This is a genomic window from Ignavibacteria bacterium (genome assembly GCA_017302895.1).
Classification (GTDB): Bacteria; Bacteroidota; Ignavibacteria; order Ignavibacteriales; family Ignavibacteriaceae; genus UTCHB3.
This window is the reverse complement of sequence record JAFLBV010000001.1, coordinates 993,347-1,009,893: the sequence shown is the minus strand read 5'-3', so window position 1 is coordinate 1,009,893 and position 16,547 is coordinate 993,347. Positions and strand designations below refer to the sequence as shown.

Annotated in this window: 11 protein-coding genes; 3 read left to right on the top strand and 8 right to left on the bottom strand. The window is 43.2% G+C overall.

Annotation, left to right across the window (positions count from 1 at the left end; translation table 11 throughout):
• Window positions 1-5 precede the first annotated feature (5 nt).
• Window positions 6-1,703: a short-chain dehydrogenase gene (locus J0L60_03875; GenBank protein ID MBN8545252.1), complete on the bottom strand. Its 1,698-nt coding sequence runs from the start codon at window positions 1,701-1,703 to the stop codon at window positions 6-8.
• Window positions 1,704-1,978: 275 nt separating this feature from the next.
• On the opposite strand from J0L60_03875, the gene corA reads away from it, so the two are divergent.
• Window positions 1,979-3,037 (top strand): magnesium/cobalt transporter CorA, encoded by a 1,059-nt coding sequence (gene corA / locus J0L60_03870; GenBank protein MBN8545251.1) that lies wholly within the window; start codon window positions 1,979-1,981, stop codon window positions 3,035-3,037.
• A 112-nt stretch (window positions 3,038-3,149) separates the two neighbouring features.
• On the opposite strand, the gene J0L60_03865 is transcribed toward corA, so the two are convergent.
• Window positions 3,150-4,181: a glycoside hydrolase gene (locus J0L60_03865; GenBank protein ID MBN8545250.1), complete on the bottom strand. Its 1,032-nt coding sequence runs from the start codon at window positions 4,179-4,181 to the stop codon at window positions 3,150-3,152.
• Between the two features lie 693 nt (window positions 4,182-4,874).
• On the opposite strand from J0L60_03865, the gene J0L60_03860 reads away from it, so the two are divergent.
• Window positions 4,875-7,673, top strand: a complete 2,799-nt coding sequence (locus tag J0L60_03860; protein ID MBN8545249.1) for a T9SS type A sorting domain-containing protein — start codon at window positions 4,875-4,877, stop codon at window positions 7,671-7,673.
• Between the two features lie 177 nt (window positions 7,674-7,850).
• On the opposite strand, the gene J0L60_03855 is transcribed toward J0L60_03860, so the two are convergent.
• Entirely contained in the window at window positions 7,851-10,502 is a 2,652-nt protein-coding gene (locus tag J0L60_03855) for a carbohydrate binding family 9 domain-containing protein (GenBank protein MBN8545248.1), read from the bottom strand.
• 645 nt (window positions 10,503-11,147) lie between these two features.
• Between J0L60_03855 and J0L60_03850 the strand changes: the two genes are divergently transcribed.
• Entirely contained in the window at window positions 11,148-11,381 is a 234-nt protein-coding gene (locus J0L60_03850) for a hypothetical protein (protein MBN8545247.1), read from the top strand.
• 38 nt (window positions 11,382-11,419) lie between these two features.
• On the opposite strand, the gene J0L60_03845 is transcribed toward J0L60_03850, so the two are convergent.
• From J0L60_03845 to J0L60_03825, 5 genes are all read right to left on the bottom strand, one after another.
• The gene (locus tag J0L60_03845; protein MBN8545246.1) at window positions 11,420-11,971 is read right to left on the bottom strand and encodes a hypothetical protein; all 552 of its coding nucleotides are present in this window, start codon (window positions 11,969-11,971) and stop codon (window positions 11,420-11,422) included.
• Window positions 11,972-12,013: 42 nt separating this feature from the next.
• Complete coding sequence (locus tag J0L60_03840) at window positions 12,014-12,565, bottom strand: hypothetical protein (protein MBN8545245.1); 552 nt, start codon at window positions 12,563-12,565, stop codon at window positions 12,014-12,016.
• A 3-nt stretch (window positions 12,566-12,568) separates the two neighbouring features.
• Window positions 12,569-13,009, bottom strand: coding sequence for a hypothetical protein (locus tag J0L60_03835; GenBank protein ID MBN8545244.1), 441 nt, complete (start codon window positions 13,007-13,009; stop codon window positions 12,569-12,571).
• Between the two features lie 93 nt (window positions 13,010-13,102).
• A complete protein-coding gene (locus J0L60_03830; protein ID MBN8545243.1) occupies window positions 13,103-15,262 on the bottom strand; it encodes a hypothetical protein in 2,160 nt (719 codons plus the stop codon).
• 245 nt (window positions 15,263-15,507) lie between these two features.
• Window positions 15,508-16,536: a PorV/PorQ family protein gene (locus tag J0L60_03825; GenBank protein ID MBN8545242.1), complete on the bottom strand. Its 1,029-nt coding sequence runs from the start codon at window positions 16,534-16,536 to the stop codon at window positions 15,508-15,510.
• Window positions 16,537-16,547: the final 11 nt, after the last annotated feature.

Sequence of the window (16,547 nt, the reverse complement as noted above, 5' to 3'; positions counted from 1 at the left end):
TTTTTTTAGTCTTTCATGCGATTTCCCTTTTCTTCACGAATGAAGATCCAGGAAACAACCTTGCCTACATCGATGGTCTCGAAGTAATTCCAGTATTGCTCTGTTCTTACATGCAACGAACTGGTATCATCCTTCGCAATCGCATCGGCTTCAGCTATTATGGCTTCAATTCTCGATATCCACAGTTCCCAGTTTTTGGGTCGAAGGTCGATCCAGCCGGCTTCTGCCCATTTTTCGAGATTGTCTGGGGTGATTTCGAGTTCTGTTTCTGCTCCGAAAACGGGAATTTTCATCAGGTTTCCGCGGAGTAGATTTTTGCCATCGTTCATCAAAACAGGAATGCCCACCGAGATGGCTTCATTTCTGAATTTCTCGTTGTCGAGAATGAACTGAGTCGAAAGAGCGGTAAGCTCTTCGGGAGTTTTCTTTACGATCTCCTTCATGTTCCCGCAGGTTCTCTTCAGAATCTCGATTTCGAAAAGGAGTTTCGAAAGTCTCGGTGGTCCAAGCATCTCAAAAGCTACCGATGCCACACCGTGTTGCTCTTCCAGTTTCGAAAGTTTTGCCACGGCGAGGTGCTGCATATAACCCGCTCTGTAAGATGGTTGCATATTCGCATTGTCTAAAGCATTAATGATGTCGTGACCGGTGTTTCCGCCCATGATTTCGAAAACGGTGTTGTTTGCGATTTCTTCGGGGGTAACAAATTCCATCTGTTTTTGTGCGGTAATGGCTTCAAATTCGCCGCGTGAGAAGATTCCGTTCTCACCTGTGTCGATGTAAACAGATCTCAAAACGCCCTGGCGTTCAAATTTTCTGCCTGTCTCTTTGTAGATTTTCCCTTCAAGAGGAATGGCGGCATCGAGCGGGATGTCGTAGATTTCCACTTCCTTCCCCTGTTTCTTGATGGTACCGAACTCAATCTTTTTCCACGCAATCGCAGCAGCGGGTTTTATCTCCTTGGTGATGGCACTGTCAGGAGTTCTTGCCATAAGGAACAGCAGAAGTGTATGTGCACCGGCGATTGCCGACTTGCTCAAAAGCACCCTCGAAGGTCTCTCTTCGCTGTGTGTGTAGGGGATGTTCAGACCCATGCCGCCCGTGCCCGAAGTACCTATCTTCAAATATACTTGTGTTTCGAAGTGGTGCATCGAATTGTAGAGCACCTGAATATGCCTTATCAACTGAGGGATGTAGAGCACAGCTACAAGTTTTTCTGTCTCGGTAACAAGCTGATCTCTATCTTCCGACTCATAAAGCACTTTTTTTAGATTTTTGTAAGCCGTGAAAATATCCTGATAAGCAATACCGGTTGCTGTGTTGATACAGTCGATTATGATGTCAGGCTTGTGCTCTTCAAGCAGTTTGTAAAGCGACTGTGCCTTCAAAACTTCATCAGAAAGATCATCCATCACATCACTTATTATCGTTCGCCTCATTTCAGGATCTGCAAGCATTTCCTGACGGCTGAGGTCTTTATATTCATCACGAACAAGCACATTTCCCCACCACGGAACGAAGAAACCTTCGCCAGCTTCGGGGTATGTCTTTTTAAGATATTCAACTTCTTCTTTTGCTTCGCTCTCTTTCAGAGAGGTTATAATTATGCCGGCTGGTTTTTCAACCATCAGACGACGGGTTATGGCTTTTCCAACCAGTCCCCAGCCGCCAAGCACCAGTACTTTTTTTCCGTATATATCCATTTTTTCTATCCTTGAATAAGAAATTTTCCCATATTCAAACATACTAATAATAATATTCAGTACAAAGAAACTGAATTAGCTATCAGCTATGATCTATGAACTATGAGCTCTTTTTTTAGCTATTAACTATGATCTATAATCTATGAACTATGAGCCCTTTTTTTGCTGTATGCTTAATTCAGGACAAGACAAATAATACCTAATACCTAACACCTAATACCTCCTAAAGAGCCTTCTTTTCTTTATATTGCACCACTTAATAATTTAATATTGCCATGCCCGTACGAAAGATCAGCAGAAAAGCCGGCAAACCACCCGGTACAATTGAATACACCGGCCAGAATACCGAAACAAGAACCCGTATTATCGCTCTGAATTTTGATACTGAGCATTACGACAGAGTGATAATAAATTCCCTTCCTGACCTCGAGAAATATCTGCGCAAACACCACAAAGGACTAACCTGGATTCGTGTCATCGGTTTTAACGAAAAAGACTTCCTCTCCCTGCTCGCTGCAAAGTTTAAGATCCATGAACTGACTCTCGAAGATGTTATGAATGTCTATCAAAGACCCAAAATAGAAGAGATTGGGGATGCAGTATTTGCCGAGGTGAACAGACTGAGAATGACGACTCCCAACAACTATCTCTCGGAGCAGGTGAGCATATTCATGACGGACAACACCCTCCTTACATTTCAGGATTTCGATGACGATTTCCTGTCAATTATCGATTCGAGGATAGAATCAGGCAAAAATCTGATCAGAAAAAAGATCGATTTTGTCTTTTATGCAGTAATTGATTTGATGGTTGATGAATACTACATAGCACTGGAGCAATTGAATGATCATATTGAGGAGATTGAAGCCTTGTTCTTTTCCGATGTGGTGTCGGACAATTTTAAGATATTGCAGTCTCTGAGGAGTGAGTTGAGCAAAATCCGTCAGTCAATCTGGCCTGTCAGGGATATCATGAATAAAATTCACAAGAAGGAGATCACTCTTTTTTCAGAAGAAACCCTGTTTTACCTTAACGACACTTACGATCATGTAAATCAGATTATAGAAATTCTCGAGAATCTTCGTGAAAGCACCCTCTCCCTGATCGATGTCTACATGTCTTACACAAGCAACCGGCTCAATGACATCATGAAAGTGCTGACAGTCATTTCAACCATCTTCATGCCCCTCACATTTATTGCCGGTGTTTACGGAATGAACTTCCATTACATGCCCGAGATAAAGCAGGTTTGGGGATATCCTGCAGCTCTGCTACTTATGATAGTTGTAGCTCTTGGCTTCCTGAAATATTTCAAGAAAAAGAAATGGTTTTAGATTAGGTATCAGCTATGAAGTATGAGCTATGAGGTATGAGCTGTCTTGTCCTGAAATAAGTTTACAGTTATAAAAAAGCTCATAGTTCATAAATCATAGCTAATAGCTAACCTCATTCGTCCTTATTATACGCTTTTCGGATGAACGCATCGTAGCGGTCTTTTTTGATGATGCCGATGGGACCCGAGTAGATGCCCCCTTGCTGGAATGCGTCAAAAATTCTTACTGCCAGGATATTCGGACGGTCGGTGCGGATTAATCCTGCCGGAATTGTATAAACACGGTTCTGCATCCACTCTTCCGACTGAATATATTCCACTTTTGCATCCTTCATGTTGCCCGTCTTGCCGATCAGTCTGCCATTCAGATACACTTCATCAAAATCGTCAATTTTCCCGAGTAGCAGAAGGAGTTGTGACTTCAAATCGATCTTTTTATGATCAAATGAAAGCCGGTACCAGCCGTATCCCTCAAACTGTGAGAATCCCTGATTTTCGAGATATGAAGGCACAATCACCTCTTTCCAGGCAGAATCGTTTACAATATCACCCATAAAGACCGATGAGTCACCCGGAATAAACTTCCAGTTCCCCTCCAGATCGATGTCGGGAGTAATGTAGGTTTCATTCTCATAAATTCCCGGATCGCCGGACATAATTCCACCCTCAAGCTGGGCGTCATATACCCTCACGGCGATTGTGTTTTTCGAAGTGAAGTTTACAAGTGAAGCGGGGAGATAATAAATTCGATAGGCATTATATGCAGATCTGTAGTCCGGAGGGAAGCTTCCCGAAGTGCCGATTTTTACGCCGTTGAACCAAACTTCATCCACATCATCTATAAATCCGAGGTGAAGTGCAAGGTTCTTTCCTGCAAGGTCAGCAGAGCCGGTGAACGAGAACCTGTACCAGGCATAACCATTGTAACCGTGGAAACCCTGATTCTCCCATGAGGATGGAACCCTTATTTTATCCCATGCGGAATCGTTAAATTCAATCTTTGACCATGAAGAATCATCACCAATCTGGAATTTCCATTCTCCCGTCAGGTCAACAAGCTTATCATTCCCGGGTTCAGTTAAAGCCTTCTCACAACCTGTGAAAAGAAAGAATAAAACAACAATTATGGCATAAATGTGACGCATCTCGTTCTCATCCGATTTTTAATGATCTCCTTTCCAAAGATAATTTTTTCGGATCGATTAAGTTTCATTTTGCCGTAAAAGGTTGTAAAATCTTGTCACGCAAAGGAAGCTGTGAACTATTAACTTTGAACTATTAGCTATGATAATTCAAACTTCAAAATTCCTCTTTGCGTTCTTGGCGGCCTTTGCGGTTTGAGAGAATAAACCAATAAATCCTCCTGATAATTACCCCGTACCGAATTTATACTGAAAAAATTGCCCGTATCTTTCCCTTGTTTGTGAAATGAATATGTTGTATATTTGATTCAGGTTATGTGAGGTTTAATTAACATGTCCCTGTCACAAAAAACGGAGGTTGATCCCCTTTTTAGAGATTCAAAAAAAATAAGTAAATAAACAAAAGCAATGCACCCGAAAAATGAAGGGTGGATTTCTGTTTGTATCTGTGACAACTGTGATATCCTTGACACCTCTGTCCGTTATTTATTTTCCCCCTCAAAGCATTAACCTGCTCTAAAATCCCCGACAAAATCCACCGTATTTTCAATACACAATTCATTTTTAACTTTTTATTTTAGATTCCGCTGCAGTTCACCGGATGAATGCTTTGCATGTTTAGCATCACTCCGATAAGCCGGAATTAAAATATTCAATTCAGCAGGCAGATGCATTAACAAATCAGGAGACATGATAATGGCAGATCATTTAAGGATAAATATTCAACATTTGGTGAGGAATATGATTTTTACAGCTCTTCTCATCACGGCACTCATGCTAAAAGATGCCGAGGCTCAAACTGCAAACACTGATATGGCAGTTACAGATGGAAATGTAAGAGCAATCGTTGTTGACGGGAATTACACATACATTGGCGGAGATTTCACTTATGTGGGAACCAGTTCCGGACGCGGAGCAAAGGCGACTACTACAAACTCATCAATTGATAGCCGGTATCCAAAAGTTAATGCTCAGGTCATGGCCTGCATCTCTGATGGTTCAGGAGGATGGTATATCGGAGGTGATTTCACTGCTGTGGGCACTTCCATCAGAAACCGTATTGCCCATATCAAGTCAGACGGCTCTCTTGATTTAACCTGGAACCCGAATGCCTCAGGTATCGCGGTGTACACCCTGTTGCTAAATGGCACTGATCTGTATGTCGGTGGTTCTTTTACAGCAATTGGCGGCCAATCCAGGAGATATATCGCGAAACTCTCAACCACCGGCACTGGCGTGGCAGATCCAACATGGGATCCGAATCCCGATAATTTTGTTCGCTGCCTGTTGCTAAATGGCACTGATCTGTATGTCGGTGGTTCTTTTTTTGCAATTGGCGGCCAATCCAGGAGAAATATCGCGAAACTCTCAACCACCGGCACTGGCGTGGCAGATCCAACATGGGATCCGAACAGTAACGGTAGTGTCAGGTGTATACTACTCGACGGTAGTGACCTTTTTGTCGGGGGACTTTTTTCATCAATTGGTGGGCAAAACAGAAACCGTATTGCAAAACTCTCAACCACCGGCACTGGCGTGGCAGATCCAACATGGAATCCGAGTCCTTCCGATAATGTTACCTCCATGATACTAAACGGTACCGAACTTTTCATCGGAGGAGTATTCACAACGGTTGGAGGGCAAAACAGAAACCGTATTGCAAAACTCTCAACTACGGGAGCGGGTGCCGCGGATCCAACATGGAACCCTGGTGCCAACAATCTTGTAAATTGCTTCCTGCTCAGCGGAACGGATCTTTTTGTCGGAGGAGAATTTACTGCTATCGGAGGAACCGGTACAAGGTATTTGGCAAAACTCTCAACTACCGGAACGGGTGTAGTCGACGAAACCTGGAATGCCGGTCTTTCGGGAGGGGTTCTTTCAATCGCCAGCTATAACAACCAGCTCTATTTCGCCGGTAACTTTAATTCTGTGAACGCATCGGCAAAAGCCGGACTTGCAAGAGTTGACAATACAACTGGTGCTGTAGATCCGGATTGGGATCCGGGTATGAACGGTCCCGTCTATGCACTCGCAATAAGCGGCTCAAGTATCTATGCCGGTGGAGTTTTTACATCGGTCAACATCACTTCATTGCCGGCAACAAGAAAGTATCTTGCAAAATTTACCACTTCATCTCCCGCTGTTGTCGATCCGGATTGGGATCCGGGTATGAACGGTTCCGTCTATGCTCTCGCAATTAACGGCTCAAGTATTTATGCCGGTGGTAATTTTTTTTCAGTAAATGGTAGCACATCAAGAACTTTCCTGGCTAAATTTCCCCTCTCAGGTACCGCCATTACCGATCCGGATTGGGATCCGAGTGTGAACAGCACAGTCCAGGCACTGGCAATAGACGGCTCAAGTATTTATGTCGGTGGAGGGTTTACTACAGTAAATGCCGGAGTAACAACAAGAAACTACCTGGCAAGATTTCCCCTCTCCGGTAACGCGACTGTTGATCAGGATTGGAACCCGAATATGGACAACGCCGTTCAAGCACTGGCAAGTGATGGTTCATTCATTTATACAGGTGGTTATTTTACAACGGTTAATGGTGGTTTAACAACAAGAAACTATCTTGCAAAATTTCCCCTCTCCGGTAACGCGACTGTTGATCAGGATTGGAACCCGAATGTGAATGGCGTGGTAAGTGCCCTTGCAATAAGTGGTTCGAGTATTTACGCCGGTGGAGGGTTTTTTACAGTTAATGGTGGTTCAACATCAAGAAACGGGATTGCAAGATTTAATATGGTTACGGGATTGGTAGAACCATGGAATGCAAATGCCAGTGCCGAGGTACTTGCCCTGGCTGTAAGCAGCAATGATGTGTATGTGGGGGGGCGGTTCACATTGATGGGTGGAAAAATTCAACCATACCTCGCACTTTTCACTGACCGTGCCCTCCCTGTCGAACTTGTCTCTTTTACTGCTTCTATAACAAAAGGAGTTGTAAATCTGAACTGGCACACTGCTACTGAAATTGACAACAACGGTTTTGAAGTGCAGCGGGCTGTAGCCGGCAGCGGTGACTGGAAGAAAATAGGTTTCATTCAGGGGCACCACACAACAAACTCCCCCAAATACTACTCGTTTACCGATAACCCCTCTGTAACGGATGCGAACAAATACAAATACCGCCTGAAGCAGTTGGATAACTCGGGGAGTCATGAGTATTCGAACATCATTGAAGTAAGTCTGGGAGTACCAACCAACTTCCTTCTCGAACAGAACTACCCGAATCCTTTTAATCCCTCAACGGTTATAAGATATCAGTTGCCTGTATCCGGAATGATCACTATTGATCTTTACAACGCTACGGGAGAAAAGGTAGCAACACTTTTAAATGAAACAGAAGAGGCAGGTGTACATTCTCTCTCATTTGATGCAGTAAAATACGGACTTTCATCAGGCATCTACTTTTACAGGATGACAGTTGTACCGGCATCGGGTGAGGTTTTTTCGTCCGTCAGAAAGCTAAGTCTTATTAAATAAACCGCAGAGGCCGCGAAGAGAGGATTTCAAGTATTTAACCGCAGAGGCCGCGAAGAGCGCAAAGGGAAGGTTAAAAGATTTTCTTTGCGATCTTTGTGCTCTTTGCGGTTTCTCTCCTTTGCGTTCTTTGCGCTCTTTGCGGTTTCACACACTATCCTGGCGGTTTAATATCAAATCCTAAAGCAATCCGGCTGCATTAAACCAGTAGGTTACTTTTGCCATGAAGATATTGTTCGACTCTGAATTTATCAGGTTCGAGAAACTTTTTCCCATCTGAAACTCACCGGGATCATCGAAATTCGTGCGGTCGTGGCTCCAAACGAGGAAGAGTGTCGAACCGGGCAGGAATTCCCACCTGTAGATAATGTTCAAACGAAGCGATTTGAAATTGAAATCAGGATTACCGATTCTGAATGAATTGGCGCCTCCTCCCGGATTGATTTCATATTCACCATTCTCTTTGTCATACTGTATCGTGGTTCCCTTTGTACCATACACGGTAAAATCACTTGTTCTTTCTCTTTCAAACTCCTTGATATCGGAGTATTTTCCGATTGATATGAACGGCTGTGCGAAGAGTTGCAGCGACATCGTGGGAGTAAATGTATAGTCCAGGCGAATTGTAGCAAAAAGGGTTTTTTGATCAAGGAATCCAAAGATGTGTCGTGTACCATAGGTGTTCACCGCAGCGGGGTCATCATAGTTTGCTATCCACTGACCTGCATCATAATTCCACTCGTAACCGGGATAGATGGTGAGTCGTACCGCCTCGCTCGCTCTCCATGATCCGCCAAGCTGCAGACTGTAATTGTTACCTCCGAGTGCATCGCCACCGTAGTAGAAATCGCCGTCAATGGTGATGTCTTTTCTCTGATCAGTAGAGAAACCGATGGCGCCGTTGTAGCCTTCGGGCAGTTTTACGGTAGGGCCGCCTCTTGTGTGACGGGTGCTGTAAGATTCAAAGTTTACACCAAAATTGAATCTCAGACGGTGAAAATTTTTCATCCAAAGATTTCCCATCGTGAAAATACCGTCCGCTTCCTTGTCGCCGTCGAAGTTATATGATCTGAAATATCCTGCATAAATGCTCTTTGATCTGCTCCACGAGTCCTCTTTATAATCCCTGTAACCTGTTACGAGGTGCCCGTTTATGTAGCTTGTACGCCATGAAAATCCGAGATCATTCGAGTTGAAGCCGGGAGATATTGCACCGAGGGCTGCGTTGAAGTAGAACTCACCTTCCTGCTTGTTGAATGTTATTCTTCCTGCCCATCCGTTAAGTGAAGTGGCATTCGTATCAAGTTTTTGATATTTTGCATCAGGACGCTGGAACGAGTGTATCGGCCTTTTCTGCAATTCTGTGATGAAATCCTTTGTTCCGTTGATGTTCGACATCATGAAATAACCATTCATTACATACACTTTTGCCGAGTCGAAATTGATCCACCCGTCTATTCCACCCGTAAATGAATTGCGGCTGAAGCTGTTTTCGAGTCCGGGTTCATCAAATTTTCTGATGAGTGATGTACCCATGAAACCGAGACCATATCTCGAATTATCGAATTCTTTCAGGGTTCTGAAGACAGTTGCATTTGCGAGAGGCTCCACTTCCCTTTTGGTTGTAACTCCATTGGTGTATGACTTTGCACTCATTGAATTTGTGAGGGCATTCAGTGCATATACAGACCATCCGTCTGAGATTTTACCCGTCAGTTTTGCGGCACCGAGTATCTGTGTATTTGTGGGATAGTCAACAAAATCTCCGTCAGCAGCATCGCCGTTGGGGCTTTTACCGATTCTTCTTGAGTAGAAAAGGTCGGGATTTCCCCAGTTGAAGCCCCAGTTGTTGTTCGACCCGCCGTAACCGAACTGCAGAAGATTACTTCCCTCGATAAAGAAGGGGCGCTTCTCCTCGAAAAATGTCTCAAATGCCGAGAGGTTAAGCACGGCTGGATCCACTTCAACCTGTCCAAAATCGGGATTTACCGTCATGTCAAGCGTCAGATTGCTGTTGATGCCCCACTTCAGATCCGCACCGAAAGAGGTACCGTACTGGTTGCTTTTGTAAAACGGATCGTTTTGGTCGTGAATGAGATATTGTGCTTTCGAAAGGAGGTAGGGCAGCACTTCAATGTTTGCGTTGTTTCCAATCTCCTGAAAACCTTTCAGTTCGGCAAATTTTTCAACAAAACCGCTCTCGTTCTTTTTCAACAGTATATAATAACTCTCCTCACCTCTCCGGGCAATATTCCTTTTGAAGTTGATGCCCCATGTCATGTCTGGTCTTTTGTTGAAACGGAGCTGCGAAAAAGGAATCCTCATTTCTACCGTCCAGCCGTCACCCGTTCTCATGGTTTTTGCTTCCCAAACGCCATTCCATGAGCTCTCGTCCCAGTCCCTGTTGAAAAGGGTTCCGTCACCTGTCGAGCCGCTGGGGGTTGCATAAAAATAATAGCCCGATCTTTTGTCGTTGTAGGGATCGAGGAAGAGCATAAAATAGTCGGATTGAACCCACTGGTCTTTTCTGGAGAGAACTGTAACAATGGAATCAGGGTCGGTATCATAGCAGTATGCAGCCAGATAAAATGCTTCATCGTCATATGTTACTTTTAAAGCAGTTTTTTGGGATGAAGGCTTCCCCTCTTCAGGGTCTCTCTGAAAAAACTCCAGTACCTGAAGGTTCTGCCACACGGGCTCATTTAGCTTTCCGTCTATCTCAATGTTTCCGGAGAGCTTTGATATTTGAATTTCTTTCGAGCCTTTATTGCCACCGGCAAACGAAGTGGCTGTTGCGATTAAAGCAAAACAGAGTAGAGCTAATCTTCTCATATTTGAATGATTCCTTGTTTGTTTGTCTCTTTAGACCGGGAGAGTAAAAAATAGTTGTAGCAAAATTAAGGCGAAGGAATGCCATTTTTATGAATTAGTGATGAGTGGCGAAAAATCAGGGATGAAGGCTGAAAAATTGAGGGATGCAGGATGACTAGCGAGGGATGAATGTTTGAGATATGAGGTTTGAAAACCAAATGTCTTCGGATTCCAGGATGCAAAGCTGTTATGGAAAAGAGATGGACTTCATCCTTTCGAAACAATATGTACTGGCAGTAATCTTTTAAGATACGAACTTGAACCGTGGACATACTTTGTCATGCACTCAACTTTGGGAAACAATGAAGTTAGCTATCCACCCAAGGATACAAAGGAAATTACTGTAACCATCAAAGCACCCAAATGAGAAAACACATAGGGTTTAACGGTACATTATGGTGACAGAATCACCTGCCGCATCCACAAATTCAATGGTGATGGATCATTTCAGTAAAATTGCCCTAAGATAGTCCCGTTTATCTCTATGTAAGTGACAATTCAAAGAAACCGAAATATGGGAGTGCTGTTTTTTGTGTCACAGAAAATAAAGTTAATGAGAATTACACAATACCGTATTCCCTAAAAACTGAGAAGGGAGCTTCAATCATGCTTACAAAAATTCTTAATTCTGTACTTTTCATCTACGATAAGATCGATGTTGTCTCACTGATATATTCAATCATAACCAAAACATGGGCTACGACAACACATGTACTCGGGATTTTTGAATTTTCTTCGACTTTTAAGGATGGTTCAGTAGAACTTTCTCTAAGTGGAACACTTGTTGACGAAATTGCTGCTGTTTACTTTTATATAAATGGAAAAGATTTTATGATGTAGATGGCGAAACCATCGGAGCAGGGCTATACCTGTCCAGACTATTTCTTCTCCCCGATCTCAAGGCTGATATGCTCCACTTCGACTTTCCCCTGGATTACGAGGGGCTGTAGGTTATCGGGCATTTGGTGGATGGAACCACCGGGGTGGATGCGAAGTGTGAGGTTGTGGAGGGGCTCACCGCTTTGAGAGAATATGTAGATCTTTGTATCGTGCCGGGTAATGTTTGCTTTTATCAAATAGCGTTTGGTGCTGTCTATAAAAGTTTTGGAGGTGACACTCTCTTCCACTTCCACGGAGGCAGCGCGGTACTTGAGTTTTGGCTGTTTCTTGATATCAGAGCCGGATTTAAGAGGATACAAAAAAAATATCCTGTCGTTTGGCATGTAAACGCCGATTTTTGAGAGAATCAGGTTTCTGTCACTGTCGGAAATGTTTTCACTTGCACTCATGGCAAGTTCGCGGAAATGGCTGATTGATTCTTCAAACTTACTGTTCCCTGCAATATACTCCCTCTTTTCATTGCCGAGTTGTTCGGGATGAAAAACAAATAAATACAAATCATATTCTGATATTGAAGGGATAAGGTTCATTTTACTTTTTGGTTCTTTCTGATTAATAGTTAAAAAAAATGGTTACTCGGAGAATTCCGATTTTACCGATAGAAGGTGTGCAATTTCTTTTTTCAGAATCTTGAGGAGGTATTCCAGAATATTGTGATATTTCTCTTTGTAAATTTCGGGTGAAATGGTATTATCCAGATACTCAATATAATGGTATAACCCCGTTCTGACCCCGCCATCTCTCATGTCAGTGAGCATATCGTTCAGGGCTGTCTCAATCAGAAGTGCTTCCTTTTCCGTCAGTTTCCCTTTTTGCAGGTAGGAATGTTTTAATTTCTCAAACACCCTTAGCTTTGCACTCGATGAGAGCCTTTCAATGTCATATTCCGTATCAGTTGCCTGACAAACAATCACTGGATTTTCATATGCAAGATTCACTTCCTTAACCCTTTTTGCGAGAGCAAGAAGAGGAACTGCCGCCGGCTTGTTGTCATCTCCCGTCAACTGAGAGATAATCCCGCCTAAAGATATATGTTTGATTGTAAAAATATCAGAATGAAGTTTCAGCAAATCTTCATAGCTAAAATATTCAATGTCAAACTTTGCTGGATCAAGTTGCGACACATATCAGACTTTCAATCGTTCCGATTTTATCAGCTTTTCTTTTTTGATGTGGTAATTCAGCGAATCCAGAATTTTGGCAAAAAAGGGATCGCTTTCTCTCATCATTGTGTGGATGTGTTGCTTCACCCGGTGTGCGACTACTGATATTAGCATAAATCCGGCTTGCTCCTCTGTTGTTACGGGAGGAGTCCAGTCTGAGCATACACCTGCGAGATGATGGATGAGACCATCGGGAGAGGGTGTAAATAGCGGGGCTATTGCGTCAATGGCAATGTCTTTTGCGGTCAGATCACCCATGATGCCCGGTTTGTGAAGTTTTATGATCTGATACTTCACCTGAACTGTAGCAATTTTAAAACACTCCTCGATCAGCAAGTTAAGCTCTGACCGCTGTGTTACGGGGTCAACCGGCGATACTAATAATTTTAGTAAGCAGTATTTCACTTCCCGAAATTCTTTGTATTAGAAACTGACAATTTCACAAATGAAATTACAAATTTCAGAAATGTCAGCCAACAGAAAAGTAAAAAAAGAAGGCTATTTTATGGAATGGTTGTTTACAGCAACTTTTTGTGCACGGCGATATTCATTATATGAAACCCATTTGCCGTTAAGTTTGTATCTTGCACCGTTTTTGAGTATGTCGGTATATTCTTTTGTGTCTGTGTAAGGCAAGGGAAGGGTGCCTGCCTTAACGAGGGAATCTCTATTGCTTCTGAAAGCCCCCTCAATAAAATAGTCGATTTCATGAGTCTTTGTGTTTACAACCAGTTTATACATCCCGTGATTGATACTGTAGGTGAATCGAGAGAAAAAACCAATTCTGCCTGTTTCATCCGGATACAGTGTGCGGGCCATGAAGTTGTCCCTGTTAAAATGGGTGATTTTTACAGTATAATCGGTTGATACTAACGAAATCTCAAGTACAGGATCATGCTTTTTTTTACCGTGCAAAAAATAGTCGGGTCTTGTTTCAAGCATACCATCCTTAAAGGGGAACTCAACAGCAGCGATTTTATTAAAATTAAGTCCATTATCAGTGCATAGAAAAACAATATCCCTTTTCCCGTCAGAATTTGCATCAACGACCCCGACCTGGTGGATGAAACCTGCATTCCAGATTGTTCCGCTGACTCTTTGACCTGTCTCGGGATTAATTGTAAATAGTGCACTGGGATAAGTGGAAATATTGTTTGCCCCAAGAAGAAGCCTCATTTTACCGTCAATGGTGACTGTGTCGTAAATAGTCAGATGGTATTCAGCCGGCATGTTGCTCTCTTTGGGTGACGATACCGTGTCAAGAATTGTAACGCGCCACAATTCCTCTCTTCCACTATTGAAGCAGTAAAAGTATTTCCTTCCGTTCACATCTTTGGAATAAATAAACTCGCCGGATGCTAAAACCTCATTTTCTCCATCATTATTAACATCAAGTATCCTGATTCTCGTTTTGAGTTCATCAATATTCAGTTGTTCACCTATATTCTGATGCACTACCCAGCTCCAAAGGACCGCACCATATTTGTTCTTTATTTTAAGGTCAGTTTTGTCAAGCTCGAATGAAACAGGATTTGTGTCAAACTCTCTCGCATATAAAAATCCGAGCAATACCAAAAACGGAAGCAGTATCAGCGAACCATACCGGTATTTTTGTGCTCCCTCTATAACGCGTTCCTTAAGCGGTTTTCGGGAGATTCTTAAAATATCGCGTCTGTTTATTATCTCTGAAATATTGTTCACACCCATTACCTCGAAATTTCTTTCTGGCATGCGTTTTTGAAGTTTGGAAACTTCAGCCAAAGCCGCAATTTCATCTGCTTTAGTAACAATAAACCGGGAAACACCCGAGTAGAAAACAGCCCTGGTTTTTCGAGCTATGTGTCGTTTCCCTACCGGTTTTACACCACCCGAAATGTCTGTGGCGCCAGTGAATGCGAGACGGGGAGCAAGACTTAAAACCAGATTTGTATTAAAAATCCGTGTGAGTTCGACATACAGAAGTGTGGTTAACAGTGATCCGAATGAATTTCCCGAATAGATTCCAAGCATGGAGGCAAAGAAAACCTGGACTTCGAAAAACGGGATTTTCTTTTTCTTTTCAGCAGGTATCATGCTCAAAGCCGCCTCGAATGAAGTCCTTACCTGTTCAACAAGAAGTGTATCTTCATCCTTGTAGGTCGGGTGAATGATAAACCTCGTTCCGCTCTTAGAGGGCGCTACCTTCACTTCGAGACTGTCTAGGTGAGTAAAACCAAATGATTCTCCCGCGGATTCAATCACGGGGAACAACGGAATCTCTCCATCTCCGGAAGTCTCTTTCCCTTTAAGAAATGAGATTAAATGCCGGTACTCCTCTTCAATCCGCAATATCTGAGCTTTAAATTCATTTGATTTGAACTCACCCGAAGGAAGCCTGTAAAGCACCTTGGCATTGGTGATTAGCTTTTTTGTTCCTGAAGGATTTTGCCCAAGGGGATGATACCAGCCGAGCAGTTTCAGATAGAGAGGGAAAAATTCAGTGAAAGAGGATTCTATAAGAAGGGGATTGCTAGCGGAATCAAGCAAAGAGAGAAGATGATCGAAACTCGAGAGAATTAAGCCACGGGAGTGGTTTAAATTTACGACATCACGAACCTTCTCAATATAACTTTCAATTTCATCGAAATTGGGAGTCCTGCTGTTGCCTGCGCTTTCCATGCCTTATTAAATTGGTGGTAAACTCTCCCCAATATAATAAAAAATGAATTTATTTCATAAAAAACTATTATTCCACAAAAAATCTTTTCAGCCTTCAATCATCTTCTATCCATATGTCGCCACAAGGGCTCATTTGTGTTTGGGAACCGGATTCTACCCACATGCCACCCCTGCGGGGTTTTCAAACTTCATACCTCAAACTTCAAATTTCAGCCTTCAGCCCTCAGAAATTCAGCCTTCAAATTTCATCTCTTAAACTTCGGCTCCTCGAGTGTAAGGGTGATGGAGATTCTGTGAGAGTCGGGAAGTCTGTCGTCTTCAGCCATATTGAAACGGGCGAAGGAGTAGTCGATATTAAGTTTTGGGAGTTTTACACCGGCACCGATGGTGAATTGTTTTACATCGTTGTAGCCGGCTCTTACCATCACAACATTTTTGAAACTGTATTCAAATCCGAAGTGGGGATCGATCGATACTGGACCCACATTCATTGTAGCGGCGTACTTTCTGTTTTCAAATCTTACATCAAAATCGACTGCAGGAAGTAGGACACCACCGAGAATTTCAAGCGCATAAGCAGCACCGAGCTTTAGTGTCGGGGTAATGAGTTCATTTCGTCCTGTACTCCATGCAACGAGTGTTGTGGTAACATCCTGCACGGAAGCACCGAGGAAAAGTGCGTCGGTAGCTCTGTAACTTGCACCGATATCGAAACCGATACCTGTTGCGCCGTATTCGGCAATATCTCTGCGGATTACTTTAAAATTGGCACCGAGGGAGAGTCTGTCGTCAATTCTTTTTGCAGCGGAGAGATAAAAAGCCCAGTCCTGGTTGGAGAATTCTTTTATTTTCGAATAGTCAAGCTTGTCGTTTGTTCTGATATCGAGAACACCGTCACCATTTGCATCGTAGAGAGCTTCACGGGTATCGTAAATTCCATCCACTCCGAGGCGAAGGGCACTAATTGCGAAAGTATAGTCTTTCCCGAAAGGAATTGCCACACCTCCATAGTTGTAATTCACGAGATTTCCGTAGCGCTGGTCGTGCATCAGTGAGAGCTGTGGATAGTCGAGAGCAGCAAGTCCGGCAGGATTGTAATATGCCGCGGTTATGTCGTTCGCCACTGCAGTGAAGGCACCACCCATGCCGAGGGGTCTTCCGCCGACTCCAATCGCAAGGAACTCACCGGCATACTTTCCGGCTGCAGTCTGTGAATATATAAGGGGTGTTACTGTCAGGATGAAAAGCAGGCTTAAAAGGCTTCTTTTTGCCATTATTAATGATT